This window comes from Spiroplasma endosymbiont of Danaus chrysippus (assembly GCF_902809815.1).
GTDB lineage: Bacteria > Bacillota_I > Bacilli_A > Mycoplasmatales > VBWQ01 > Spiroplasma_E.
Window position 1 is genome coordinate 62,039 of sequence record NZ_CADDIL010000007.1, and the last position, 25,969, is coordinate 88,007.

Consider the following 25,969-nt stretch of genomic DNA (forward strand, 5'->3'; position numbering starts at 1 on the left):
ATATGAGTTTTAATTATTTATGAACTTTAAAAGAAGCAACCAAAAAAATGTATCAATCATTTAGAGATGATATAAAAAATCAATGAGAAAAAACAGATTGAAGAATATTAAAAGAAAGAGATAGAAAATATATTCCAGTTAAAATTAAAGAAAGAACTAGAAATACTATCAATGGTCTTGTTACTTATAAATGTCGTGATTATAAATATTATGATGAACAATTAAAAAAATGAGTAAGAGTTTGTTTATTAGATGAAGAATTAGAATTACCTAAATATAAAAGAACTTGTCAGGATATCAAAAATAATGTTATTGAACATTTTGCTGATGGAAAAAGATATGTTGATATTTTACATACTATGAAGCAAACAAAATTTAGTACAACAAGTATTAGTAGATTATTTCAAGAATATCAAGTTAATAAATTAGATGTTCCTAAAATAAAATTAGAACCAAATCAATTTATTTATATTAGTATTGATGATGGACATCGAAAATTTTGAAAATTTAAACGCAATTCTGGTAAATATTCAATGCGTTTAGTATTATTTTGTACAGATAATGTTAATCATAAATTAGTTAATAAAAGAGCAGATGTAATAATAAGACCAACAAAAACAGCAATTGGTGTTAAAAAAACTGCTGAATTTATTAAAGAACAAGGAAATAGATTTTTTGAAAATTTTGACCAAGCAAAAATTATTATTTGTGGAGATAGTGCAGGATGAATTAAAGAAGTTGCTGATTATTTAGGTGCAAGTTTTGTTTTAGATAAATTCCATTTAGTTAAAAAATTATATGTTGGAATAATCGCTGGAAATAAAGGAAAATATTGAAATGAATATAAGATTTGTAGAAATTTTATTGAAAATGGTCAATATGATGAATTAATAAAATATATGAATGAAATATTAAAAAACCATAAAAAATTAAAAAAACAATATTTTAAAAATAATAAACAAGGTATTGAAAATCAAGGTGCAAAGTGAAATATAGGTTGTTTTACAGAAGGTAATATTTGACATATTTTAAAAGAAATGCTTGGTAATAGAACATATAGCATAAATATTTATATTAAAATGGTTATTTTTAAATGTAATCAAATAAATTGTAAAACATAATCAAAATTTTATTTTTTAATAAAAAATATTAAAAACTTATTAACTTTTAGTTTAATAAGAATTTTTGTTGTGTATAAATATTAAATTTTATTAGTGATTTTTTTAATATTTGTATTTTAATTGTAATTCATTTAATTTATTAGTAAGATTTATTTACAATTGCATATAATTACAATTATTTCTTGATTAAGTATCACAATTGTTTTAATTAAGTATCACAATTGTTTTATATTTGCTTTTATAATTTTTTATGTTAAGATTTGTTTGTTATTAAAATATATAAAATTGGTTTTTTAAAACTTAGAATTGCGAAATTTTATATGGATATATATGGATATTCAACAAGATTTTTATATTAAAAAAGTTTTTTATGCTTGTTATGTAAAAAATATAGTATTACCTATTTCTTTTTTAAATAATATTGGAAATGTTAGTGGTAAATCTTATATTGTTAATAAACAAAAATTAAGAAATAATACTATTCGTACTAAAAATAATTTAATTCAAAAAGCTTTACATAATTTTTATGATAGTAAAATGTTGAGTTTTGTTACTTTAACGTATAAAGATAATATACAAGATATTAAAAAAGCAAAGAAAGATATTCGTTTATTTTTTCTTAAATTAAATAAATGATGAAATGACCCTAAACGTTTTGAACATTTGGGAGAATTAAAATATTTTTATGTTTATGAATATCAAGAACGTGGAGCTATTCATTTTCATATAATTTTTAATAGAAAGATATATAAAAGTATGTTAGCAGAATGATGAACTCACGGTTTTAATGATTTAAAAGTCGTTAAAAAAGGTACAAATGAATTTGTTATTAAATATTTAGGAAAATATGTTACAAAAGCAATGGATGATGTTAAATCTATAAATCAGACAGATGTAGGTGTAAGAGCGTATGCTTTTAGTCGTAATTGTAAAAATCCTATTATAGTTCGTGGAATTAAAAAAATAACAATTGGAGATATAATTAAAGCAAGTTTTAATGCAACAAATGTATTTTATTTTAAAACTCAAAGAGATAGTAATGGCGATACTGTTATGATTGGTGGTATTATTGAAAGTACTGTTGTTAATGATTATTTTAAAGACTATGAAGATTACGAAAGATATGTATATTTAAGTGTTTTATCATATAAGCATTATTTACGAACCAGTGAAATTGCTTATTTAATTCAAAGAGATAAAGATGTTTTGACTTGAGCAGAGAAAATTTTTGGTAATAAAGTTGAGAAAATTGATTTTAAGAAAAGAGTTTTACATTAGAAAAAAAAACTAATTTTTTCTATAATTTTACTTGTATATATATATATATATATATATAATGGTTAATGAACATTAGTAATTATCGCAATTCTTATTAATGTTCATTTTTATTATAGTTTTTAACTCATTACTTTTATACCAAAGTAAATGGGTTTTTATTTTGAAAGGATAGTTTGTATGAAAGATAAAAAGAAAAATATAATTTGAAAAAGAATTATTAATAAAAACTTTAATAAATTAATTAATTTTACTGAAAAAGAACAAGCAAAATTGAATTCTTTTGATAAGGTAAAAGAATGATTAAATAAACAAGAAAATTTAGAAAATTTAGAATTATTAGCAGATGTTGCATGTCAACAAAAAAAACTAAAAATTGAAAAATGAAAAGAAATTCATTGAAAAANTAAGTTCTTTTGCTGGATTACATACTGTGACACTTTTTATTAAGTCGTTTTTTTATGATAGTTTATACACTTTACCTTTGCCTATTCTTGCTTTAATAAATGTTAGTTTTGTATTTTATTTAATTTTAGGATTATTTAGATTTACAAGACATTAGGATGTGAAATTATGTTTATACCTTTTATTACAACTGTTATGCAATTATTTGCTTCAATTTTTATGAAGTTTTTTAGTTTTCCACTTGGTGATTTAGGTTTTAATTTAGGTACGTTAATGATATTTTTGATTTTGCTTAGATTTGCATTTAGGGTTATTTTACCCGAATTAATGTTACCAACATTAGGTTTAGGTTATGGTGTTAAGAAAATTGGTAAGGCTTCTGTTTCAGTTGGTAAAGCAATTGCTAAGGGTCATAAACAAACACAAGATGTTACTGGAATAAAAGTAGGTAATTAATTATGTCTAATTTTGTTTTTAGTATATTACATTTTATTTTTATATTTTCTAGTAAAGATATTCAAATATTTTTAAATCAACCAAATATTACTAATGAAGTTTATATTTTGTTTAATTTGACTTTTTGGTTGGTATTAGGTGTATTTTTTAATTTTATTTATCGTGCTATTAAATTTGTTTTTAGGTCATTGTTTGGGTAGGTGTTAAGTATGAGTGTTTTAGAAATTTACAATAAAATACATCAATGTATCGTTGATTATTGAACTATGTTTATAGGTAATCCAGTTGATGATTTTACTACTGTTTTATGAAATTTAGTAGTTTATGGAACTCAGTTTTTTATTGGATTTGTTTTATTTTATGGTTCATGGTTAATTTTAAAATGTTTATTTGGTAAATAATTATGTGATTTAAGTTTGCTAAATTATTTTTTGTTGTAAATACTTCTGTTCAAGCACCCACTAGTTTAATTGCTTCAAATGACCCTAATGTTGTTAATTATGATATTACAAAAGAAATGGTTAAACATGTTAAATATCATGATTTTGATGATTGAGCAACTATTCCTTGAAATTCTGCTTATTTTGATGTTGACCAACCGGATTTAAAATTAGTTAGTGGCGAATTTATTGGAAATGGTGAGGGTATTTATACATGTTATTATTATAGTGATACAGTTGGTGTTCCATCACAAATGATAGATATGGGAACTGGTGTTTATACTTTTAATAAAAAACAATTAGATGAATTTTCACGTATCATGTTTAATCATAATTATGTTGCAAAGAATAATACTAATAATTTAAATTTTGTTAATACTGGTAAAAGTATTATAAATTTTCAAACACAGTTAAATTTTGAAATTGATAAACCTTTAAGTTTTTATATTCAAGGTTTTATGTTTTATTTTGAATATGAATATTTTAAAACTTTTACTGCTGATTTTACTTTTAGTTTTTTAGATAATGTTGGTGATACAAAATATGTTTTTAAAGGTAAAGTTGATAATGATATTTATCAGCAAGATTTATATAATTTTGTTACTATGCCTATTCGTGTTCCAAATTTAAGACATTTAACAGTATTTTTTGATGTTCATGGAGAATCTCAACTAGACCAACTTTTTCACCACAATTAAATTTTGGTCAAATTAATATTTTTTCAAGTGAGAAAGTAACACCAGTACCGCCAAATAGTCCTTTTAACCCTGAGTATGAGCGTGTTAGTTGATATAATGTTTTTGGTCATTTACGTAATGCTTTTAGATGAGTATTTTATGGTGTTGTTGGTAAAGTTTTACCGGTTGAACCATTAAGAGAATTTTTTACTAAACTTGACGGATTATTGAGACGTATTTTTGATGATACTATTAGTTCTGTTTTAAATGTTGATTTTACTAGTGGTTTAGAACAAGTTTTAACATTGTGAGTATTTTTAAAAGCAGTTGGATTTTTAGTTGGTTAGGAGTTTATTATGAAAAAGAAAGATTTATTTGAAATTTGTAGTGGAGTTATTTTTTGTTTTTTAATATCATCGCTTACTGCGTTATTTTTTGATTTTGATGTAGATAAATTAAAGTTATTTTTTGAAAATGCTAGTTTTGGTTCAAAAATTTTAATTTTCTTTTTTGATTTTATTTTTCCTTTTATTTTAAGTTCATACTTTGTAGAGTTTTGTTTTTGAATTAAAAATAAGTTTAAAAATAAAAGTAAGGTGGTTAAATAATGCCTTGATATGGTTATTTACTTTTAGGAGTTTTATTATTAATAATACTGTATCCATTTTTAATAACTAGAAAAAATATAAAGATATTACAACGTGTAGGTAGTTATATTATTTCAGCACCACCACGTACTGGTAAATCTGCCCTTGCTTGTTGTTTAGCACAAAAACATAAGGGTAGGGTAGTTAGTCCTATTCCTATTAAAGTACGTAATGAATATAGTTATCGCTGTTCTTATGATGATGTTTTTAAATTTAATCAATTAAATAGTAATTATGCTTTTAAAGAGTGTGATATGGTTGTTTTAGATGAGTTAGGTTTGAAAATTAATAGTAATGATTTGTCACCCGAATTTAAAGAAACACAAGAAAGTTTGGGAATGTTTTGTAAATTGATAGGTCATAATTTTAATGGAATTATGTATATGATTGAACAACACCCCGATAGAATACCAAAACAAGCACGTGAAAAAGTAGAATATATTGTTCAAGTTAAAAGAATGCGTATTTTGTTATTTTTAGTTAAATTTAAACTTAATATTTATACTAATGTTGATGATTATAATAAAGTTGTATTATCTAAAAGACAAACTAAGAAAATAATTAAACGTGGTGGATTGCCACCTAATTATAGTGGTGAAACTATGACTTTTAGTTTATGATTTCCTAGGTCTTATTTACAAAGATATAATAGTCGTGCTTTAAATTATATTCATTCGTTAAAGAGTGAATTAAGTAACGTTAAAGAATATGAACAGTCACAAGCATTAGATTTTACTGTTGATGATATTAGAGCAGTAGGATTAGATAAGTTGGATAATATATTACAGACCGAAAAGAAAGAAATTGAAAATACTGTATGTCGTGTTTGTTATTATAGAAATAAACATTCTAAGAAAAATAAAAAAAATATTAAAATAGAATAAATCTATATTATTGGTCGGTGCCAACCAGAACCTTGGTTGGTTGGCCGCGGCGTTTAGCCCCGCTGGGGTGAGTTGCGAAGCAACGAGGGGCAAAGCCCCTATTACTTGATTAAGTATCACAATTGTTTTATATTTGCTTTTATAATTTTTTAATTAAGTATCACAATTGTTTTATATTTGCTTTTATAATTTTTTATGTTAAGATTTGTTTGTTATTAAAATATATAAAATTGGTTTTTTAAAACTTAGAATTGCGAAATTTTATATGGATATTCAACAAGATTTTTATATTAAAAAAGTTTTTTATGCTTGTTATGTAAAAAATATAGTATTACCTATTTCTTTTTTAAATAATATTGGAAATGTTAGTGGTAAATCTTATATTGGTAATAAACAAAAATTAAGAAATAATACTATTCGTACTAAAAATAATTTAATTCAAAAAGCTTTACATAATTTTTATGATAGTAAAATGTTGAGTTTTGTTACTTTAACGTATAAAGATAATATACAAGATATTAAAAAAGCAAAGAAAGATATTCGTTTATTTTTTCTTAAATTAAATAAATGATGAAATGACCCTAAACGTTTTGAACATTTGGGAGAATTAAAATATTTTTATGTTTATGAATATCAAGAACGTGGAGCTATTCATTTTCATATAATTTTTAATAGAAAGATATATAAAAGTATGTTAGCAGAATGATGAACTCACGGTTTTAATGATTTAAAAGTCGTTAAAAAAGGTACAAATGAATTTGTTATTAAATATTTAGGAAAATATGTTACAAAAGCAATGGATGATGTTAAATCTATAAATCAGACAGATGTAGGTGTAAGAGCGTATGCTTTTAGTCGTAATTGTAAAAATCCTATTATAGTTCGTGGAATTAAAAAAATAACAATTGGAGATATAATTAAAGCAAGTTTTAATGCAACAAATGTATTTTATTTTAAAACTCAAAGAGATAGTAATGGCGATACTGTTATGATTGGTGGTATTATTGAAAGTACTGTTGTTAATGATTATTTTAAAGACTATGAAGATTACGAAAGATATGTATATTTAAGTGTTTTATCATATAAGCATTATTTACGAACCAGTGAAATTGCTTATTTAATTCAAAGAGATAAAGATGTTTTGACTTGAGCAGAGAAAATTTTTGGTAATAAAGTTGAGAAAATTGATTTTAAGAAAAGAGTTTTACATTAGAAAAAAAAACTAATTTTTTCTATAATTTTACTTGTATATATATATATATATATATAATGGTTAATGAACATTAGTAATTATCGCAATTCTTATTAATGTTCATTTTTATTATAGTTTTTAACTCATTACTTTTATACCAAAGTAAATGGGTTTTTATTTTGAAAGGATAGTTTGTATGAAAGATAAAAAGAAAAATATAATTTGAAAAAGAATTATTAATAAAAACTTTAATAAATTAATTAATTTTACTGAAAAAGAACAAGCAAAATTGAATTCTTTTGATAAGGTAAAAGAATGATTAAATAAACAAGAAAATTTAGAAAATTTAGAATTATTAGCAGATGTTGCATGTCAACAAAAAAAACTAAAAATTGAAAAATGAAAAGAAATTCATTGAAAAAAAGAAATTATTAATATAAATAAAAATTTACAAAGTAATGATATATATTATATTGACTTGTTAAATCAACAATCAACAAATGGATATATTAATGAATTAAAATTACCAAAAATTTAGAAATCAATATTAAAGTACCATTATTACTAAATAATGATACAAAGTTCTTATTTTTGTTGAAATTTTATATTTTTATGATATATTATTAACAAGTATAGGTTTACCCTACTATGCTTAACTTATTAAATTAAATTTTAATGAATTGCGAAAGTTAAGTTTTTTTATGTTTAAAGTACAGTTAGTTAATATTGAAAAAGGGCGTATTATTCTCGATAAAAATAATAAAGGTCAAACATTAAAGTTTGATGTTTTGAAATTTGTAGAAATAAATAAACAAACAAGCGTGCCAACTGGTCAAACACGTGATAAATGATATAATCCAGAATTTGCTAGTGATTTTAATAATTGTTTATCTGCTGTTGATTTGAAAGTTGGTAATTTTTATTCACTTGAACTTGATTTAAGCGGTAATATTAAAAAACTTTCTAATTGAAAATAGTTATTTATTAAAAGGGTAATTTTAAATAATTATTAATATGTTAGGAGTTAATTTTAAATTATGGCTAAAAATGATAATTGTTCATGTGAACAAGCATTTCATTTAGCAATTTATATATGTAAACTTTGTGACCAAGTTATTTGTCCTAAAAGAGTTTTACAAAACTTATATACTAGAAAATATTATTGTCCAACTTGTATATTAGATATGGCTTTAAATAAGGCAATGAGACAACAAGAAAGTAAGTTAAATTATGAGACATAAGTGTAGTGATTGAACTTATGAAAGAGTATTTGGTTGTGAAATGTGTTATAGAGTTGCTAATGAAATGGAACGAATAAGAAAAGAGAATAAAAGAAATAAATAACATTTAAAAAATGTGCCAGAAGCTTCTGGCAAAAAATTAAATAAGCTCCTTATTATTATATAAAGTAAGGAGTTTTATTTATGCCTAATGAGTTAGAACAAACTAGTAATTATACTTTAACTAAAATTTTAAGAACTGGATTAAGTCCATTAAGTGCTATGGTAGGAGTTAGTGCTTATTATGGTCAATATTTAAAAGACCCAATTTTAGGTTCTATTAATTCTTTGTTGTTTAGTAAGAAATTAGGTATTGATATATGGAATATTAATCAAAGACCAACTACTAAAAATAAAGTTATTAATAGTTATAAAAAGATATTTTTAGGTTTAGGAACAATTGGTTTAATTAATTATGCTAAGTTTGTTCAGTTTGTAGATAAGTCAGTTTCTTTATTAAGAGATGAACCTTGTTTTTGACCACCATGTCCAACTGAACCACCTAAACCAACGTATCCACCATTTACAACTGTTAAACCGATAATTGATGTTCCTTTTGTAGACTGAGATACTTATATATCTTTAAATAGTTTTGGTATAGCAAATGTTATTAGTAGATTAACTGAATTAATACCTAATAGATTTCAAAATATAAGAAAAATAGCAAATATGGGTACTGGTGGTTGCTTGATTAGTAGTGGTGTTGCTATGGGTATTAATAATAATTTTAATAATTATTTTGCTATTCCTACGATTATTGCCGGAGCAAGTGAGATTATAAATACTTTATTGTTACCGTTAGGAAATACACATAATAATACAGAGTTACAAGAAGTATTTACTGATGAAAGAGCAAGATTAATTAATGCTAGTGTTAGTGATTATCAAAGTACAAATGATAGTATGGTTGATGTTGATTTAAATGATGATAGTATGTCTGAGATTAATTTAGATAGAGCAAGTTTAAATTGGGATTATTCTTATGCTTATACGTTAGGTGGTGTTTAAAATGGATTTTAAGGAGATTATAAAATATGCTTTATATATTGGTGGGTTTTGCCTTATACTTTGATTTTGTCGTAATTGAATACATGAGGGTATACAGAAATTCAAACATAAAAAACATGTAAAGGAAAAAGAAAATGACCCTGATTGTACTTTTTGTCGTAAAGATTTTGAAAAGAAGAAACGTAAATTAGAAATGGAAAAACAACAAAAAGAATTAGAGAAAGGGGGTGATTAATATGCCCGCTGGACTATCAGCATTATTAACCATGATAGGTGGTGTTGGACAACAATTATTAAATGCTTTTACTTATATTTTTGGTTGAGTATTTACAACTGGCGATGGTGGAACACTTACAAATTGACCAGTTTTAATTTCAATCGTATTTATGGTTCTTGTATTTATTAAGCAGTTTGTTGGTCATATTATCCATGGAACTCATTAGTAATTAGAAAGGAGTAAGCAAATGGTAAAGTTATTTTTTAGTTTGGTTTTTGTTTTACCATTATTGGGTACACTTTTACCAGTTGTTAATACTTTGGTACAAACTATTTATATGCAGTATTTAAGTTCTTTTGCTGGATTACATACTGTGACACTTTTTATTAAGTCGTTTTTTTATGATAGTTTATACACTTTACCTTTGCCTATTCTTGCTTTAATAAATGTTAGTTTTGTATTTTATTTAATTTTAGGATTATTTAGATTTACAAGACATTAGGATGTGAAATTATGTTTATACCTTTTATTACAACAGTTATGCATTTATTTGCTTCAATTTTTATGAAGTTTTTTAGTTTTCCACTTGGTGATTTAGGTTTTAATTTAGGTACGTTAATGATATTTTTAATTTTGCTTAGATTTGCATTTAGGGTTATTTTACCCGAATTAATGTTACCAACATTAGGTTTAGGTTATGGTGTTAAGAAAATTGGTAAGGCTTCTGTTTCAGTTGGTAAAGAAATTGCTAAGGGTCATAAACAAACACAAGATGTTAGTGGAATAAAAGTAGGTAATTAATTATGTCTAATTTTGTTTTTAGTATATTACATTTTATTTTTATATTTTCTAGTAAAGATATTCAAATATTTTTAAATCAACCAAATATTACTAATGAAGTTTATATTTTGTTTAATTTGACTTTTTGGTTGGTATTAGGTGTATTTTTTAATTTTATTTATCGTGCTATTAAATTTGTTTTTAGGTCATTGTTTGGGTAGGTGTTAAGTATGAGTGTTTTAGAAATTTACAATAAAATACATCAATGTATCGTTGATTATTGAACTATGTTTATAGGTAATCCAGTTGATGATTTTACTACTGTTTTATGAAATTTAGTAGTTTATGGAACACAGTTTTTTATTGGATTTGTTTTGTTTTATGGTTCATGGTTAATTTTAAAATGTTTATTTGGTAAATAATTATGTGATTTAAGTTTGCTAAATTATTTTTTGTTGTAAATACTTCTGNGTAAACCAATATATTATGTTTTATAATTACGAAAGAATACATTCTAAATTTCTAAAACCACCAATTTCACAAATAAAAATTTAAAACTGTCTATCCAAAAGTGGTCCAGTATTTAGGGCTAACCACCTGTCGTGTTTGTTATTATAGAAATAAACATTCTAAGAAAAATAAAAAAAATATTAAAATAGAATAAATCTATATTATTGGTCGGTGCCAACCAGAACCTTGGTTGGTTGGCCGCGGGGTTTAGCCCCGCTGGGGTGAGTTGCGAAGCAACGAGGGGCAAAGCCCCTATTACTTGTCTATAATTTTAAAGAAATGTTTAAAAAGTAATTATATCCTCCGTTTTTGTTACCATCCCAAAATGATTTATAGATAGCAGAGCGTATAAGTGGTTTAAAACAATCATAAATTAAAAATAAAATCATTTACTTATTTTAATGTAAAAATTAAAAAAATCTTAATTTTTACATTAAGATTAACAATAAAAAAAATTTGGCATCGTGATATTTTCCCATTGCTGGTATTTTCGCCGCTGGAGTGCTTAACTGCTGTGTTCGAGATGGGAACAGGTGTGACCACTCCGCCATGGACACCAAATAGTTTAGCAATTGCTCCCTAAAAACTAGAAACAGACATCTTTAAATTTGATTACTTTTGATTTGCAATAGAGAATATATTCTTCAATAAATCCTCGATCTATTAGTATCAGTAAGCTGAACATATCACTATGCTTACACACCTGACCTATCAACCTTGTAGTATTCAAGGGATCTTACTTCTTTCGAATGAGAAATCTCATCTTGGAACTGACTTCGCGCTTAGATGCTTTCAGCGCTTATTCATGCCCTACATAGCTACCCAGCTGTGCCACTGGCGTGACAACTGGTGCACCAGAGATAGGTCCATTCCGGTCCTCTCGTNATTATTTCAGCACCACCACGTACTGGTAAATCTGCTCTTGCTTGTTGTTTAGCACAAAAACATAAAGGTAGGGTAGTGAGTCCTATTCCTATTAAAGTACGTAATGAATATAGTTATCGCTGTTCTTATGATGATGTTTTTAAATTTAATCAATTAAATAGTAATTATGCTTTTAAAGAGTGTGATATGGTTGTTTTAGATGAGTTAGGTTTGAAAATTAATAGTAATGATTTGTCACCCGAATTTAAAGAAACACAAGAAAGTTTGGGAATGTTTTGTAAATTGATAGGTCATAATTTTAATGGAATTATGTATATGATTGAACAACACCCCGATAGAATACCAAAACAAGCACGTGAAAAAGTAGAATATATTGTTCAAGTTAAAAGAATGCGTATTTTGTTATTTTTAGTTAAATTTAAACTTAATATTTATACTAATGTTGATGATTATAATAAAGTTGTATTATCTAAAAGACAAACTAAGAAAATAATTAAACGTGGTGGATTGCCACCTAATTATAGTGGTGAAACTATGACTTTTAGTTTATGATTTCCTAGGTCTTATTTACAAAGATATAATAGTCGTGCTTTAAATTATATTCATTCGTTAAAGAGTGAATTAAGTAACGTTAAAGAATATGAACAGTCACAAGCATTAGATTTTACTGTTGATGATATTAGAGCAGTAGGATTAGATAAGTTGGATAATATATTACAGACCGAAAAGAAAGAAATTGAAAATACTGTATGTCGTGTTTGTTATTATAGAAATAAACATTCTAAGAAAAATAAAAAAAATATTAAAATAGAATAAATCTATATTATTGGTCGGTGCCAACCAGAACCTTGGTTGGTTGGCCGCGGCGTTTAGCCCCGCTGGGGTGAGTTGCGAAGCAACGAGGGGCAAAGCCCCTATTACTTGTCTATAATTTTAAATTCTTGTCTATAATTTTAAAGAAATGTTTAAAAAGTAATTATATCCTCCGTTTTTGTTACCATCCCTTTTTTTTATTATTATTTTTTATTTCTGCTTGTTGTTGATTTTCTATTAACTGTGTTTCTAATTCTGTAATTTTATTTGCAAGATTTGTAATTATTTTTCTTTTATCTAATGCATCTCTTTCTGATTTTGCATAGACATCACTTATTTCTTTTAAATCATCAAGACTTTCTTGTAGTTTTTTATTTAATTTTTCAATTTTGGTTTTATATTTATTATTAGTTAGACTTTCTTTTTCTAATATTTTCTTTTTATTATTTATCATTTTTTAATAAGTACCTCTTTCTTTAAATTAATATAAATATTAATTTTTAATATTAAGATTTACCAAAAATTTGATTTTTTATTATTTAATATCGTAGGTTTAGAAAAAAATGTAAAATATTGTTAATTAATTTAATTCATATAAAAATTAGTATTTTTATATTATTTATAAAGTTAAATTAGTAATAATAACATCATATATATAATTTAATCAATAATATATTACTAGTTTTGTTATAGATTTAAAAAAGTAGATTAATACTTAATTTTGTTGAAACAGTTTTATATAAATTAGTAATGATAAATTCTAATATTTTTTAATAGTTATTTTAGGTAAATCTTAATTAAAGTTTATATGTGAAAAAAATAATATACAATAAAAAAGTTTTTATTATTAATAAATAATAAAAAAATAAAGATAGATGAAAAATAAATTTTATTTTTGGGAGCGTGTCGAAGATGTCAATAACTAAAAAGTTTTAAAAATAGCGCCTTTCTTTTTTTTACCCTTGAATTAAAAATAAATTATAAAAGACGAGAATAAAAATCTTGTCTTTTTTTGTAATTGTAAAATTTTAAAATTTTTATTATTAACACCCTTTAAATATCTACTACACGCAGTTACCAAGTAGGAGAAAGTTAATAATTAATAATCTTCTTTAACACTATTATCAACAAGTGTTAGGGAATTAAAACAGTGAACTACAACACAGTTGTTAAAAATAGTAGCTAGAACATGTGGACTTGCATGGATAAATAAAAAGTGGAGTGATACCTAATAAAATATACTAACCATTTAATGGTAATTCTTGGGGTGGGAGCGAATTGGAAACTAGTATATATAGACCTGTTGTAGGGACCTATTGTATTAATTCTATTCTTTATTTAACCAACCTTGCCACTCTTCAGTGAGCAAGTGTTGGTTTTATTTTTTATTTTTTTTGAAATTTATTTTTGAGCCCACGATTTGTGCAATGAATAAAAATAATAAAAGTAGTATTAATAATTTAAAAATAAAAATATATGTCCTTTATGCTAGGAAGCAACAGGACATATTAGGAAAGGATTATTATGACAATAGAAATTCTTGATTATGAAGCACTAAGAAAGATTGATAAAAAAATTAAAAAAAGAAGAAAAAGATGTGTTGAATGTAATGAATTATATGAAGATGACAAAATCAATATGCTTTATCACTTTAAAACAGAATTAGAATCACAACAACATAATACTAAAAAATATGAAGATAATTATGATATTGAAGAACATTTAGATTATACAAAACCATTTGGATATGTTTGTGATTGATGTAGAAGTGATTAATTATGCAAATAGAATTTAAAAAAGAACAAATTATTAAAGATAAACCACAATCTATTGTTATTGATTATGGTGAATATAAATTACAATGTCCAAAATGAATGATTAAAAATAATAGTTTTATTGCTGATGATAAATATACATATTGAGTTTTTAATTTAGAAAATATTAAAAGAGAATTAAGTGGTAATGAATTAATAAAATTATTAGAACCATATATTAAAGACCAAAAAATAACTGTTAATAAACCAATTGCTCCAAAAGAATATTATCTTAATGATATAAAACTTGAACCATTAACATTTTATGAACAGCATAATACTTGATTTATGGGTGAAATAACAGATAACAAAACTAAAATTACTAATCCTTGCTTTAAATATAACATTACGTGAGAAGAAAACAGAAAAGGTTTTAAAATAAATAATCCATATAAACATGATGATTTACCAATTAATTATATAGTTACTTCTTATAAGGAAATTTCAACTCATAATGAAAAAGTATTTTTGTTGAACATGTAAACAAAATAAATTAGATTATTTATTCTTTAATACTAATGATATAAAAACAAGAAAATATTTTTTAAGAGATAAAAATAGTAAAGCAATTTGTTATGACTGTATTTTAAATATTAGGTTAAGTAGGAGGTATAAATATGGATAAAGAAAAATTAATTAAATATTTAATTAATAATAGAGCAAATCCTTATAATGGAAAACAATTTTTATTATCTTCAAATAGAGACCCAAATATAAAAGGTATTGATGAATTAATTAAAAGAATTAAAAACGGAGAATTTGATTAATAATGCAATATGACTTAATTATTGGTATTGACCCAGCAGGAATTGGGAATAATGGAATTGTTATATATTCAAATGAAACTAATAATATTATTTTTAATGAAACATTCAATACATTAACTGTTTTATGAACTAAAAATATTTATAAAGAAAAATTTCAATTAATTAAAGAAAAATTTATTGATAAAAAAATATTAGTTATTGTAGAAAATTTCTTTTTAAATTCAAAACAATTACTAACCAATCCATTATCAACACCCAAAATAATTGGTGCATTAATGGTATTAGTTCAAGATGTTTTCAACTGAAATTATCTAGAAAACCAACCAAAAAATAAAAATAAAATAATAAATTATAAAGGAAATATAAAATTTACAAAACATGAACATGATGCATATAAGCATATTCAATATTATTTAAAAAATCATAAAAAAATATTAATTTTTGATAATTATTTAAGGAAATTATAAAAATGAAAGATAAAACAAATTATGTCAAATTAACAGTAAAACTGAGCAACACTATTGAAGCAAAATATTACGAAAAAGGTAATAAGGAATTATATTATAGTGTTCGAGGTCAGTGAAATGGTTTAAACTATGTTACTTTAATTTTTAACAACGCTACTTGCTACTTAGCCCTTTTTACTAGACCATTAATTTAAAAAAAACTTGAATGTATTCGAAAAACAATTGTGTTATACAATTAACACTAATTTTGACATGAAAGGATTTTTAATAATGGATAAAATTAAACAAATAGCATTAGTAATTAACAAGTTAAATATCAAACAAAAAATTCAAATTATTGATGATAGCAAAAACCAATATTCAATTAGATATCTTTGCCAACATCTTCAACTAAACCGATCAACATATTATTTTGTAAAAAACAAACAAAACCCTATTAAAAAAGAAAAAAATCAAATTAGTAATTGTACACATAAATATCAAGAATTATGCCAACTTTTACTTGAATTTCATTTTACAAGAAAAGGACAAATTTATGGCTATTTACGAATTTTTTCAGCATTTAAAGAATGATTAAAACAATACAAACATATTATTTTAAATCTAGAATTATCAACAAAACAAATGCGAAAAATTATGAAAGATCACAATCTTCAAGGATTAAAACAAACTAAAAATAACTATCCTAAAAACAAAAAAAATCCAAATAAGTGAATACCTACAATGGATAAAGTAAACAAAGATTATAAAAGTACAACCTCTTCAAATCAAATTTGATCAATGGACACTAAACAAATAAATACTAAAGAAGGTTGATTATATCTTTTTGTAATTATTGATTTTTATTCAAATAATATTGTAAGCTATAATACATGTTCAAACAAATCCTATCAAGATTTAATCCTTCCTGCACTTGAAAAAATAAATCAACAATTCTCTTGAAACCAAGTAAAAAACGTTATTTTACACTCAGATAACGCCAACGAATTTTATTGTCAAGACATCACAAATTGAGCTGCTGATAAGCAAATAATTTTAAGCAAAAAACAACCTTATGATATTGGTGGCAATGTAATATCTGAAAACTGATTTTCTCATTTATCTCAAGAATGACTACCTAAAGGTTCAAATCAATATTTTTCTCTCAATGAAGCTATAAATGATGTAAACCAATATAGTATGTTTTATAATTACGAAAGAATACATTCTAAATTTCTAAAACCACCAATTTCACAAATAAAAATTTAAAACTGTCTATCCAAAAGTGGTCCAGTATTTAGGGCTAACCACCTTCACTTTTGGTTATTATAATTTTGAAATAAGATTAGTTAATAGAATAGAATGTGAAAAAGTTGTTTTAAATAATCAAAAAGAGCAACTTTATAAAATTGGATTAAAAATTTGTAATATCAAAAAAAGTTTGAATAAAGTTGAAATAAAAATTAGAAAAAAAGACAAAGACTTAATTTATTTAAAGAAAATATTGTCTCTCTTGTTAAGGAAATAAATTCAATTAATGTACAAAATACTGAAATTTCAACAAACAATAGATTAATAACACAATTATAGTTATTCTGGGAATGTTTAGTAATCTGTGTGACTTACAAAAATAACTATGTTTAATTAATTCTAGTAAATATAATTTATATATCTAGAAAGAGTGAGTTACAGATGGCTAAAAAAGATAATCTTAATAACAATGATCCAATATCAAAAGCAGTAGATTTATTATTAGAAAATACTGAGGATTTAACAACAGTTTTTAAAGAGGGAGGCTTATATAAAGAATTAACTAAACGATTGGTAGAAAAAATGTTGAATTCTGAGATGCAAAATTATTTAGGACACGAAAGAAATCAACGCAGTAATAATGACAATGTTCGTAATGGTACAACATCAAAAAAATTAATAACTCAACAAGGTAAAATTGAAATTGATGTACCAAGAGATCGCAATAGTAATTTTGAACCAGTAATAATCACAAAAAGACAGAGAAGATTTGATGGTTTTGATCAACAAGTTCTTTCACTATATGCAAAAGGTATGACTTTATCAGATATTAGAATGCAGTTGCAAGAGTTATATGATGGCGCAGATATTAGCGAAAGCGTAATTAGTCAAATTACTGATGATGTCATTGATGATGTCAAAGCATGGCAAAATCGTCCATTAGATAGTGTTTATCCAATCATTTATTTTGATTGTATCGTAGTTAAAGTACGTCAGGATAAACGTATTATTAACAAATCAGTTTATATAGCTTTAGGAGTTGATTTAGAAGGTAAAAAAGATGTTTTAGGTTTATGAATTAGTGAAAATGAAGGTGCTAAATTCTGATTAAATAATTTTACAGAAATGAAAAATCGAGGCTTAAATGATATTCTTATTGCTTGTAGTGATAATTTAACAGGCATGTCAGAGGCAATACAATCAGTTTATCCTAAAACTGAACATCAATTATGCATAGTTCATCAAATTAGAAATAGCTTAAAATATGTTTCATACAAACATCGAAAGTCTCTAGTTATCGATTTAAAGCCAATTTATACAGCATGTAGTGAAGAACAAGCAATGCAAGCTTTAGAATCATTTGAAAGTAAATGAAATAAACAATATCCACAAATTGCTAAATCTTGATATAAAAATTGAGAAAATTTAATGGTTTTTATTAGTTATCCAGCAGAAATTAAAAGGGTAATTTATACTACAAATGCTATTGAATCTGTTAATAGCCAATTACGAAAAGTTATTAGAAATAAAAAAGTTTTTCCTAATGATATGGCAGTTTTTAAAATTTTTTACTTAGCAATTGAAAATATCACAAAAAAATGAACATTGCCTATTCAAAATTGAAATACAGCAATTGCTCATTTTATGATAAAATTTGAAGACAGAATTAATCTGAACTAGTACTTTGTAAAACAAAGAAACACAGATTACTAAAAAGCCTCGTTATTCTTTTTATTTGTAATCTAAAATTGGAGAAAATTATTTCCATTTATATGATAAAATCTTACTTATATATAGACATGAAAGGATTTGTTATTTTGGAAAAAAGAGTATATTTTTTAAAGTTTAATAAAAAAATTCTTAAAATGGATTTAATAAGTTTTGGAACTGGTTTAATAGGTATTTTTTTGGGAATTCTAAGTATTTTAGCATTACAACCTTTTTGAGATAATGATAAAGCATCACTTTGAATAACTGTTGTTGCAATTTTTTTTGATATTACTAGTTTTACTTTAGCTTTTCTACCTTTTTTCTTAATGTTTCGTTTAATTAGATTAAAGAAAACTTTGATAAAACAAAATATGAAATTATATCGAAAAGATCAATTTAGTATTTCGCTTGATTTTATTAGTTTTTGTTTAGGTATTATTGGAACAAGTTGCGAAATTATTAGTGTTATTGTGCTTTTACCTCAATTTAATGATAATAAAGTTTTTTCATATCAAATTACTATTGTTGCTGTTGTTTTAAATATTATTAGTTGTATTACTTGTTTAATGGCAATATTAATTACTATTAATATTATTAAAGATTATAAACAAAGAGGAAATTCTATTATTTAAATATGATAATGTCCACTTTTAGCATAATTATTTTTTATACTATGACAAGCTAAATCAATTATGTTAAGATATTTTCAGTTTAAGTTTATTGTTAGAAGGAAAAGTCATGAATGATAATGAAAAAATAAAAGGTAATTTTTATGTTCTAGGAGATAGTTTATCAGACACAGAAACATTAGTAAGTGGTTTTACAGCTCTTTTTAAGCATTTAAAAATACCTAAAATAGTTAAAATGTTACCACCATTTTATAAAAATTCTTTTTCTAATGGTCCTGTGGCAGCACAACTTATTGCTGATTATTTGCATATAAATTTAACTTCTGCTTGAAGATTTGACCTTTTTTTATTTGCTGATGAGCAAATTGGTAATAATTATGCAGTTAGTGGAGCTTTAGCTAGTAGAAAAAAAGAATTAACAGTAGAAAGTTTTGTTATTAATCATTTTGATATTACTCATCAAGTAGATGCTTTAATTAGTCAGCATCATATTAATAGTAATGATATAATTTTAGTAGAGTTTGGTGGTAATGATATTTTATATGCTTTTAAACAATCATTATTAAACGACCAAGAAGAAATTATTAATAAAGCAGTTGAGTTAATAAAAAATGCTTTAACTAAATTGATAAATAAGGGTGCTCAACGTATTTTATTATTTAATGTTCCTAATATGAGTATTATCCCTTTATTTAAAAATAAAGAAAAAGATAAGGAACGTATTTTAAATTTAACTACTAATTTTAATAAAATGTTAGGGAGCATACCGATGTTGTCAATAATATTCAAATTTGTCTTAAAATTATAAAGTTAGACGAGAATAATTTTGACTTCAATATGCAATTGTATGTTAATCTTAACACTTGAAAAATATTAGTCAACAATAATACTTACTTTTATAACACAAAAACTCTTATTAAAGTTTACTTTAATAAGTTTTGTTTTATTTTTAATTTTTTTTAAAATTTTAATTTTAATTTATAATAACTGGATGGCAGTATTTATTTGATAGCATTTAAAATTAACCATTTTTGTATACATATCAATGTTATAGGTTCTATCACCAATCATTTTTTTTTAAAATTTGTTTAATATTAGTTTCAGTAAAGCAACCAATATTTTCAACTAGTGCTTGGTTTAATACACCATCTTTTGCATTAATAAAATAACCAACTTTTAATTTTTTATATTGCAAAGTTAATGATTGTAAAAAATCAATTAATTCATAATATTGACCTTTTTCAAATAAATTTATTGCATTTTGATAGTGTAATTTAGCAATTTGATTTTTTCTTCTTCCAGCCATTATACCAAGAAATAAAACATGAAAAGCATGAAATTTATCTAAAATAAATTTTGCATTTAAAATTGTAGCAGTTTTTCTAATTCATTTTGCACTATCTCCACAAACTATTAAATTTGCTTGGTCAAAATTTTCAAAAAATAAATTACCATATTTTTCAATTAATTTTGCAGTTTTTTCAGCACCAATTTCTGTTTTTGATACTCTTATTTGACATGCAGCTCTTTTATTAATTAATTTTCCATTTTTCTTTTTACCAGTACAAAATACTATTAATCTCATAGAACATTTTTTACAATTTTTAGTATTGTGTTTTTCATTAAATTTAAATTTTCTATGTCCATCATCAATATTTATATATAATGTTTGATTTGGTTGTAATACTATTTTTGGAATATTAACTTTTGGTAATTCAAATTTTTGATATGTTCTACAAACTGTACTATTACTTATTAAATCTTCAATAAAAGTATCACAAACATCACGATACTTTTTATCATCAGCAAAATATTTCAAAATTTGTTTAATAACATTAGGTGCAAGTTTACTATATTTTTTCACACCAAGATAATTATCTAATAAAGATACGTATTCAATTTTTTGTGTTTTTTTGTTATAATGTGTACAAATACGTCGTTTATATGTTAATAAACCTTTTTTTGCTTTTAATTTTCTTTTTCTAAATCTATATGATTTATATTCAGATTTATCACATATACTTCATAAATAATCATCTATTTTTGTAAATAATTCTTCTGTTTGTTTTAAACTTAATTCATCTTGATTAAAATCGTGTTTGTCTCAATCAAAATGATTAGCGAATGGCAATATAAACATTTTTAATGTTCCTTTCTAAATTTGGTTTGTTAATAATTTAAGTTTAATTTTTTTAAAAAATAAGGAGTAAATATGGCTTTTATTAGTAGTTATGCACAATTAAATAAAAAATATAATCTTAATTTTAGTGATAATAATTATGGTTTTAGTTGAGATATTTTTAAAAAATTTGTTGGTGATGAATGAGCAGAATATTTTACTACTAATTGTTTTTATCGTTTTATACCAACAGCACGTGGAACAAGAAAAACTTGAAACTGCTTAGCATTTGATTTATTTATATGTTGTAATTTTAGTGATAGTAGTGTTCAAGAAGTAAGACGATATGAAAATACCCATAGTGAAACAACAATTGGTGCTTTGATGAATGTTTGTCAAGTCTTGTTAGATGAATATGATATTAATTTACTTCCTAATAATCCACATGGTATTAAATGAAAAATAACTAAGGATGGTGGATGTATTATTTTTCCTAATAGTCAGCAAATTGATTTTATTGGTTATGCTAACGGTAATAAGATTTTTGGAAAAGAAGCCGGTGGTTCAAGTTTTTTAGGTTCAAGAACAGATGAAATTATTATGGCAGAAGAAAAAGAGACTTTAACAGAAAAACAATTAACATATCGATATGAACGATTACAAAACTCTATGTTTAGAAGTAATCGTATTAAAGTATCAAAAGAACCTATTAAAGAGTTAAGTTGAACATTTATTGATAAAAATATATATAGTTCTACTTTTGGGCAAAAAATTACTCGTTATTTTTATAAAAGTTTTTTCATTACGTTTACATGCAATCCTTATGATAAATATCATCCATTTTATTTAAAATACTGTACGCCATTTTTACCATTAAATGATAAAATTATGGAAAATCTTAAAAAAGTTGGTAAAGTTTATTATGAAAATAAAGAAATGTTTAGTGGTTTAGGTTTATTTATATTAAGATTTACTATTCAACCATTTTGAAATAAATTACCAGACATTCAAAAAAGAACATTATTAGAAATGAAAAAAAGTAATCCCGATGAATTTAATACTGTTTTTTATGGTTTTGAATTTTTAGATAGTGATGCAACAATTTTTCCATTTCAAAAAACTGTAAAATATTGACAATCATATGAGTTAAAACAATTTTATAATCAAGAAAAAGATATGTATAAATTTGATTTTTATAGTGTTGGTGTTGATTGAGCAACTGGACATAAAGACCATACTGTATTTATGATAGTTGGTTTTAAAGAATATAATAATACTGGTTATTATGATGCTTATATTATTTGTGAATTAGTAGTTACTCCAAATGATTTTATAAATGAAAATGAAAAAATTAATGCTTATGTAAATGAAATTTTAGGATTAATAGATAATTTTGAAAATTTTGAACAAACAATTTATTTTTATGATGATAAAGCAAGAACAGCAATGGATTGATTAAATCAAAAATTAATAGATGAACACAATACTATTTTAATAACACAAACTGCTATTAAACATGCTTCAAATTTAAATCAAGAAGCCGGATTAACTAATAGAGTAGTTTGAATGAGAAATATTATGAGTTATGGAAACTTTTATGCAAATAAAGATGATTTACCAAAAACAACTCAATGTTTAGAAGAATTACGTTATGACGAAACAAAAACTAACATTCCAGACAAGAATATGTATCAAGACCCTTATGATGCATTATTTTATGCACTGTACCCATACAAAAATGTAATTAGGGGTAAAAATAATGCTACTGTAAAAAAAAGTATCTTCACATTTGCTATATAATAAACAATTTCAATATAATTAATAGTATAGGTCTCATAAAATAAACGTCTTTAATTTAGGCGTTATTTTGCATTTAAAAGCATACTTGTAAAAATAATCAAAAATAGTACAATTTATAAGTAAAATCAAGGAAAAAAGGAGTAATTTAATATGAAAACATGAATAAAAACAAATTTAAGTAAAATAACATTAGTATTAGCACTAACTGGTGCTACGACCGGAACAATAGGACTAATCATGGGGGGGTGCTTACCCATAATGTAGGTACTAATGTTAAACATTATCAAGAACGAAATGGGGTAATGGTGTATGGAACAACAACTATATGAGTTAATACACATACCAGTGAATGATATTTTGAATTATATTTTTCTAAAAAACCAAAACATGAAGATGATATAAAATGAGATGGTAACTATCCTGATTGATATTTTGATGGGAATGTTTAGTAATCTGTGTGACTTACAAAAATAACTATGTTTAATTAATTCTAGTAAATATAATTTATATATCTAGAAAGAGTGAGTTACAGATGGCTAAAAAAGATAATCTTAATAACAATGATCCAATATCAAAAGCAGTAGATTTATTATTAGAAAATACTNAATTTTATCCATTATTAAAAATCCTTTCATGTCAAAATTAGTGTTAATTGTATAACACAATTGTTTTTCGAATACATTCAAGTTTTTTTTAAATTAATGGTCTAGTAAAAAGGGCTAAGTAGCAAATTAGGTCTAATAGCACTTGGTAAAGCAAATAAACATTTACCAATAATTTTAATATTATCTGTATCATTATCTAATTTTTGTCTTATTTTAGTAAATGAAATAGGCATACCTCACATATATCTATTAACTACAAATCCATGTGTATTTTTTAAACTATAATCTTTTTCTAAATGCATTGCTTTTTCAGTATCATGAATAAATTCTTGTTCTAAATAAAAACTTTCTCAAAATTCCATACCAGCAATTAAACTTGTATATCTTCTACCATATGCTAATGTATCTGCTGAAATTTGACTATAATTTAAAACAGTAAATGCTTTTGATAAACCTAAATTACTATCAATTCCAGTTGCTCCCATTAAATCTTCTCTATTAGTTCCTACAGTAATATAATTTACTAATTTAATTAATTTATTATTTCTTGCTCAAATTTTATAATAAGCTTCTTTTGCTTGTTCTGCATTCATATTAATTAAATCTAATGGTAATACTAATGATTTAGCAATAGCATAATCTTGAATACCATTTAAAAATATTAATTCTAAGTTTTCACCTAAATTTCTCATAAATGAAGCTGTTCAATTTGAAACAATTTGTACTGCAATATCTTTTGGTGATTTCATAAATCTTTCAATATCAAATTCTGGAATTTCAAAATCAATTGTTAAATATTTATTAATTTCTAATTTAGTTGTATAAACATCACCTTTTTGTCTTTTAGTTCCATTCTTTCAATCTCATGTTGAACCTCATAATACACGAACAGTTGCTCTATAAATTGCTATAGCAACACCAGCCATTTCACCAATTTGAGAAGCACTACAAGTTCCACGCATAAACATTGTTGATTTTTCACTTGTTAATTCACCACGTACTTGTGCTTCAAGTACACTTAAAATAGCATTTTCTGTTGGATTATTACCTTTAATAAAAAATGCTTCAGGTATTTTTATAGCTCCCATAATAAAACTTCTTTCTATTTACTAATAGATTGAAAAGCTTCATTTCTAGTAATTTCAACTAATTCTTCTAATTCTTTTTGATTAGTCATTCCTTCTGTTTTTGCTTTATTTTTTAAATCTTGAGCAATTTTAAAATGATCTAATGAATTATTATGTAATTTTAAAATTAAATCAGTAGGATTAATTAAATTATCTTGTTGTTTATTTTCTTGTTTAATAGGTTCTGATTTATCAATTAAAAAATCTTTATAATCTTCATTTATTTTATTAAATGCTTCTTGTTTAGATAAAGATTTATAATTATCAGTACTCATTAAATTTTTAATTAAATTTACTTTTTTAGTATCTTTAATATTTGAAAATAATTGTTGCTCTTCAAAACTATTAATTTTATTTTCATATTCTTTTAATTTTGTTTGATATTCATTTATTTTTGGTTCTAATTCTTTTTTAAGAAATTCATCTTTTGCTTGAGCATAAACAACATTTCTTTGTTGTTTTAAAGTTTCTTGTAATTCTTCAAAAGTATAAGTTTCTTTTTTTTCTTTAACTTCAAAATTAGACATAAAAATACTCCCTTGTTAATAATCGCTTTTTTGATAATCCCTTGTAACTTATGTTAATAAATAACATAATCGCTTTATTAAATTATATCATTTTTTCCCTTTAAAATAAAGAAAAAAACCTATATTTATTATAGGTTTCTAATCATTATTTTCTATTTTTCTTGGTTCAGAAATATTAATAATTATATTACTATTATTTGCTTCTATATCTTGATTATCTATTAAATCATCAAACATCTCTCTATGATTTGTTCTTAAATAAGCTCATTCATATTGAGGTACTTGTGTAACATTTTTTAATCTTGCAATTCCTATTTTAAGACATGCTTTATCATATTCTTTAATAAAATCATTTTGTCATTTTGTCGACCTTCTTCGGCAATCATATATATATTTATTATCCACATTTAAAATATAATTTAATTCTTGTTTAGTACATTTTTTTAAATTATCTTTATTTTCTCTTAAATATTCTTGTATTTTTTCTTTATAATTTCCTAATTCTTTTCTTTTTGCTGGCATATTATATCACCTATATTCAATATTTATATAATAATTATAACATTTTAACTAAAGTATATTAC

Annotated in this window: 34 protein-coding genes and 1 rRNA gene; 29 read left to right on the forward strand and 6 right to left on the reverse strand. The window is 23.8% G+C overall.

Annotation, left to right across the window (positions count from 1 at the left end):
• Positions 1 to 2 precede the first annotated feature (2 nt).
• The 17 genes from SPIRDC1_RS08815 (at position 3) to SPIRDC1_RS08900 (ending at position 10,804) form a co-directional block, all read left to right on the forward strand.
• Positions 3 to 1,121: an Mbov_0401 family ICE element transposase-like protein gene (locus SPIRDC1_RS08815; RefSeq protein WP_174481470.1), complete on the forward strand. Its 1,119-nt coding sequence runs from the start codon at positions 3 to 5 to the stop codon at positions 1,119 to 1,121.
• Between the two features lie 330 nt (positions 1,122 to 1,451).
• On the forward strand, positions 1,452 to 2,399 hold the full coding sequence (locus SPIRDC1_RS08820; protein WP_174481471.1) for a rolling circle replication-associated protein: 948 nt from the start codon (positions 1,452 to 1,454) through the stop codon (positions 2,397 to 2,399).
• A 570-nt stretch (positions 2,400 to 2,969) separates the two neighbouring features.
• A complete protein-coding gene (locus tag SPIRDC1_RS08830; RefSeq protein ID WP_174481473.1) occupies positions 2,970 to 3,257 on the forward strand; it encodes a hypothetical protein in 288 nt (95 codons plus the stop codon).
• Positions 3,258 to 3,466: 209 nt separating this feature from the next.
• Positions 3,467 to 3,658, forward strand: coding sequence for a hypothetical protein (locus SPIRDC1_RS08835; RefSeq protein ID WP_174481474.1), 192 nt, complete (start codon positions 3,467 to 3,469; stop codon positions 3,656 to 3,658).
• A gap of 2 nt (positions 3,659 to 3,660) precedes the next feature.
• The gene (locus tag SPIRDC1_RS08840) at positions 3,661 to 4,395 is read left to right on the forward strand and encodes a hypothetical protein (RefSeq protein WP_174481475.1); all 735 of its coding nucleotides are present in this window, start codon (positions 3,661 to 3,663) and stop codon (positions 4,393 to 4,395) included.
• A gap of 335 nt (positions 4,396 to 4,730) precedes the next feature.
• On the forward strand, positions 4,731 to 4,982 hold the full coding sequence (locus SPIRDC1_RS08845; RefSeq protein ID WP_174481476.1) for a hypothetical protein: 252 nt from the start codon (positions 4,731 to 4,733) through the stop codon (positions 4,980 to 4,982).
• Positions 4,982 to 5,905: a hypothetical protein gene (locus SPIRDC1_RS08850; RefSeq protein WP_174481477.1), complete on the forward strand. Its 924-nt coding sequence runs from the start codon at positions 4,982 to 4,984 to the stop codon at positions 5,903 to 5,905. The genes SPIRDC1_RS08845 and SPIRDC1_RS08850 overlap by 1 nt, the downstream gene beginning before the upstream one ends.
• Before the next feature lie 265 nt (positions 5,906 to 6,170).
• Complete coding sequence (locus SPIRDC1_RS08855) at positions 6,171 to 7,118, forward strand: rolling circle replication-associated protein (protein ID WP_174481478.1); 948 nt, start codon at positions 6,171 to 6,173, stop codon at positions 7,116 to 7,118.
• A 175-nt stretch (positions 7,119 to 7,293) separates the two neighbouring features.
• Positions 7,294 to 7,635: a hypothetical protein gene (locus tag SPIRDC1_RS08860; protein WP_174481479.1), complete on the forward strand. Its 342-nt coding sequence runs from the start codon at positions 7,294 to 7,296 to the stop codon at positions 7,633 to 7,635.
• A gap of 163 nt (positions 7,636 to 7,798) precedes the next feature.
• Positions 7,799 to 8,074 (forward strand): hypothetical protein, encoded by a 276-nt coding sequence (locus SPIRDC1_RS08865; RefSeq protein ID WP_174481480.1) that lies wholly within the window; start codon positions 7,799 to 7,801, stop codon positions 8,072 to 8,074.
• A 60-nt stretch (positions 8,075 to 8,134) separates the two neighbouring features.
• The gene (locus SPIRDC1_RS08870; RefSeq protein WP_174481481.1) at positions 8,135 to 8,338 is read left to right on the forward strand and encodes a hypothetical protein; all 204 of its coding nucleotides are present in this window, start codon (positions 8,135 to 8,137) and stop codon (positions 8,336 to 8,338) included.
• A 183-nt stretch (positions 8,339 to 8,521) separates the two neighbouring features.
• Positions 8,522 to 9,385, forward strand: coding sequence for a hypothetical protein (locus tag SPIRDC1_RS08875; RefSeq protein WP_174481482.1), 864 nt, complete (start codon positions 8,522 to 8,524; stop codon positions 9,383 to 9,385).
• 1 nt (position 9,386) lies between these two features.
• Positions 9,387 to 9,620, forward strand: a complete 234-nt coding sequence (locus SPIRDC1_RS08880) for a hypothetical protein (protein WP_174479931.1) — start codon at positions 9,387 to 9,389, stop codon at positions 9,618 to 9,620.
• A 1-nt stretch (position 9,621) separates the two neighbouring features.
• Positions 9,622 to 9,828, forward strand: a complete 207-nt coding sequence (locus SPIRDC1_RS08885; protein WP_174480862.1) for a hypothetical protein — start codon at positions 9,622 to 9,624, stop codon at positions 9,826 to 9,828.
• Between the two features lie 21 nt (positions 9,829 to 9,849).
• Positions 9,850 to 10,104 (forward strand): hypothetical protein, encoded by a 255-nt coding sequence (locus tag SPIRDC1_RS08890; protein ID WP_174481483.1) that lies wholly within the window; start codon positions 9,850 to 9,852, stop codon positions 10,102 to 10,104.
• An 11-nt stretch (positions 10,105 to 10,115) separates the two neighbouring features.
• Positions 10,116 to 10,403: a hypothetical protein gene (locus tag SPIRDC1_RS08895; RefSeq protein ID WP_174479933.1), complete on the forward strand. Its 288-nt coding sequence runs from the start codon at positions 10,116 to 10,118 to the stop codon at positions 10,401 to 10,403.
• Between the two features lie 209 nt (positions 10,404 to 10,612).
• Positions 10,613 to 10,804 carry a hypothetical protein gene (locus tag SPIRDC1_RS08900; RefSeq protein WP_174481474.1) on the forward strand — a complete coding sequence of 64 codons (192 nt, stop codon included), beginning with the start codon at positions 10,613 to 10,615 and terminating at the stop codon, positions 10,802 to 10,804.
• Positions 10,805 to 11,346: 542 nt separating this feature from the next.
• Here SPIRDC1_RS08900 and rrf read toward each other — a convergent pair.
• Together rrf and SPIRDC1_RS08915 are read right to left on the reverse strand one after the other, a co-directional pair.
• Positions 11,347 to 11,453 (reverse strand): 5S ribosomal RNA (rrf, locus tag SPIRDC1_RS08905).
• A gap of 1,318 nt (positions 11,454 to 12,771) precedes the next feature.
• On the reverse strand, positions 12,772 to 13,044 hold the full coding sequence (locus tag SPIRDC1_RS08915; protein ID WP_174481485.1) for a hypothetical protein: 273 nt from the start codon (positions 13,042 to 13,044) through the stop codon (positions 12,772 to 12,774).
• A 1,070-nt stretch (positions 13,045 to 14,114) separates the two neighbouring features.
• Between SPIRDC1_RS08915 and SPIRDC1_RS08920 the strand changes: the two genes are divergently transcribed.
• The 10 genes from SPIRDC1_RS08920 (at position 14,115) to SPIRDC1_RS08965 (ending at position 20,015) form a co-directional block, all read left to right on the forward strand.
• A complete protein-coding gene (locus SPIRDC1_RS08920) occupies positions 14,115 to 14,366 on the forward strand; it encodes a hypothetical protein (protein WP_174481486.1) in 252 nt (83 codons plus the stop codon).
• A 2-nt stretch (positions 14,367 to 14,368) separates the two neighbouring features.
• On the forward strand, positions 14,369 to 14,887 hold the full coding sequence (locus SPIRDC1_RS08925; protein WP_174481487.1) for a hypothetical protein: 519 nt from the start codon (positions 14,369 to 14,371) through the stop codon (positions 14,885 to 14,887).
• A 134-nt stretch (positions 14,888 to 15,021) separates the two neighbouring features.
• The gene (locus tag SPIRDC1_RS08930; protein WP_174481488.1) at positions 15,022 to 15,171 is read left to right on the forward strand and encodes a hypothetical protein; all 150 of its coding nucleotides are present in this window, start codon (positions 15,022 to 15,024) and stop codon (positions 15,169 to 15,171) included.
• A 2-nt stretch (positions 15,172 to 15,173) separates the two neighbouring features.
• Complete coding sequence (locus tag SPIRDC1_RS08935; protein ID WP_174481489.1) at positions 15,174 to 15,638, forward strand: hypothetical protein; 465 nt, start codon at positions 15,174 to 15,176, stop codon at positions 15,636 to 15,638.
• A gap of 2 nt (positions 15,639 to 15,640) precedes the next feature.
• Positions 15,641 to 15,832: a hypothetical protein gene (locus SPIRDC1_RS08940; protein ID WP_174481490.1), complete on the forward strand. Its 192-nt coding sequence runs from the start codon at positions 15,641 to 15,643 to the stop codon at positions 15,830 to 15,832.
• 58 nt (positions 15,833 to 15,890) lie between these two features.
• A complete protein-coding gene (locus SPIRDC1_RS08945; RefSeq protein ID WP_174481491.1) occupies positions 15,891 to 16,886 on the forward strand; it encodes an IS3 family transposase in 996 nt (331 codons plus the stop codon).
• Between the two features lie 16 nt (positions 16,887 to 16,902).
• Complete coding sequence (locus tag SPIRDC1_RS08950) at positions 16,903 to 17,145, forward strand: hypothetical protein (RefSeq protein WP_174481492.1); 243 nt, start codon at positions 16,903 to 16,905, stop codon at positions 17,143 to 17,145.
• Positions 17,146 to 17,309: 164 nt separating this feature from the next.
• Positions 17,310 to 18,548 (forward strand): IS256 family transposase, encoded by a 1,239-nt coding sequence (locus tag SPIRDC1_RS08955; RefSeq protein ID WP_174479940.1) that lies wholly within the window; start codon positions 17,310 to 17,312, stop codon positions 18,546 to 18,548.
• A gap of 119 nt (positions 18,549 to 18,667) precedes the next feature.
• Positions 18,668 to 19,210 carry a hypothetical protein gene (locus SPIRDC1_RS08960; RefSeq protein ID WP_174481493.1) on the forward strand — a complete coding sequence of 181 codons (543 nt, stop codon included), beginning with the start codon at positions 18,668 to 18,670 and terminating at the stop codon, positions 19,208 to 19,210.
• Between the two features lie 106 nt (positions 19,211 to 19,316).
• Positions 19,317 to 20,015 (forward strand): SGNH/GDSL hydrolase family protein, encoded by a 699-nt coding sequence (locus SPIRDC1_RS08965; protein ID WP_174481494.1) that lies wholly within the window; start codon positions 19,317 to 19,319, stop codon positions 20,013 to 20,015.
• Positions 20,016 to 20,264: 249 nt separating this feature from the next.
• Here SPIRDC1_RS08965 and SPIRDC1_RS08970 read toward each other — a convergent pair whose 3' ends face one another.
• The gene (locus SPIRDC1_RS08970; protein WP_174481495.1) at positions 20,265 to 21,347 is read right to left on the reverse strand and encodes an Mbov_0401 family ICE element transposase-like protein; all 1,083 of its coding nucleotides are present in this window, start codon (positions 21,345 to 21,347) and stop codon (positions 20,265 to 20,267) included.
• A 72-nt stretch (positions 21,348 to 21,419) separates the two neighbouring features.
• On the opposite strand from SPIRDC1_RS08970, the gene SPIRDC1_RS08975 reads away from it, so the two are divergent.
• Complete coding sequence (locus tag SPIRDC1_RS08975; protein ID WP_174481496.1) at positions 21,420 to 23,126, forward strand: terminase large subunit domain-containing protein; 1,707 nt, start codon at positions 21,420 to 21,422, stop codon at positions 23,124 to 23,126.
• A 245-nt stretch (positions 23,127 to 23,371) separates the two neighbouring features.
• The gene (locus tag SPIRDC1_RS08980) at positions 23,372 to 23,575 is read left to right on the forward strand and encodes a hypothetical protein (protein WP_174481497.1); all 204 of its coding nucleotides are present in this window, start codon (positions 23,372 to 23,374) and stop codon (positions 23,573 to 23,575) included.
• Positions 23,576 to 23,832: 257 nt separating this feature from the next.
• Here SPIRDC1_RS08980 and SPIRDC1_RS08985 read toward each other — a convergent pair whose 3' ends face one another.
• The 3 genes from SPIRDC1_RS08985 to SPIRDC1_RS08995 form a co-directional block, all read right to left on the reverse strand.
• Positions 23,833 to 24,819 (reverse strand): hypothetical protein, encoded by a 987-nt coding sequence (locus SPIRDC1_RS08985; RefSeq protein ID WP_174481498.1) that lies wholly within the window; start codon positions 24,817 to 24,819, stop codon positions 23,833 to 23,835.
• Between the two features lie 14 nt (positions 24,820 to 24,833).
• The gene (locus SPIRDC1_RS08990) at positions 24,834 to 25,385 is read right to left on the reverse strand and encodes a hypothetical protein (protein ID WP_174481026.1); all 552 of its coding nucleotides are present in this window, start codon (positions 25,383 to 25,385) and stop codon (positions 24,834 to 24,836) included.
• A 138-nt stretch (positions 25,386 to 25,523) separates the two neighbouring features.
• Positions 25,524 to 25,907, reverse strand: coding sequence for a hypothetical protein (locus SPIRDC1_RS08995; protein ID WP_174480410.1), 384 nt, complete (start codon positions 25,905 to 25,907; stop codon positions 25,524 to 25,526).
• Positions 25,908 to 25,969: the final 62 nt, after the last annotated feature.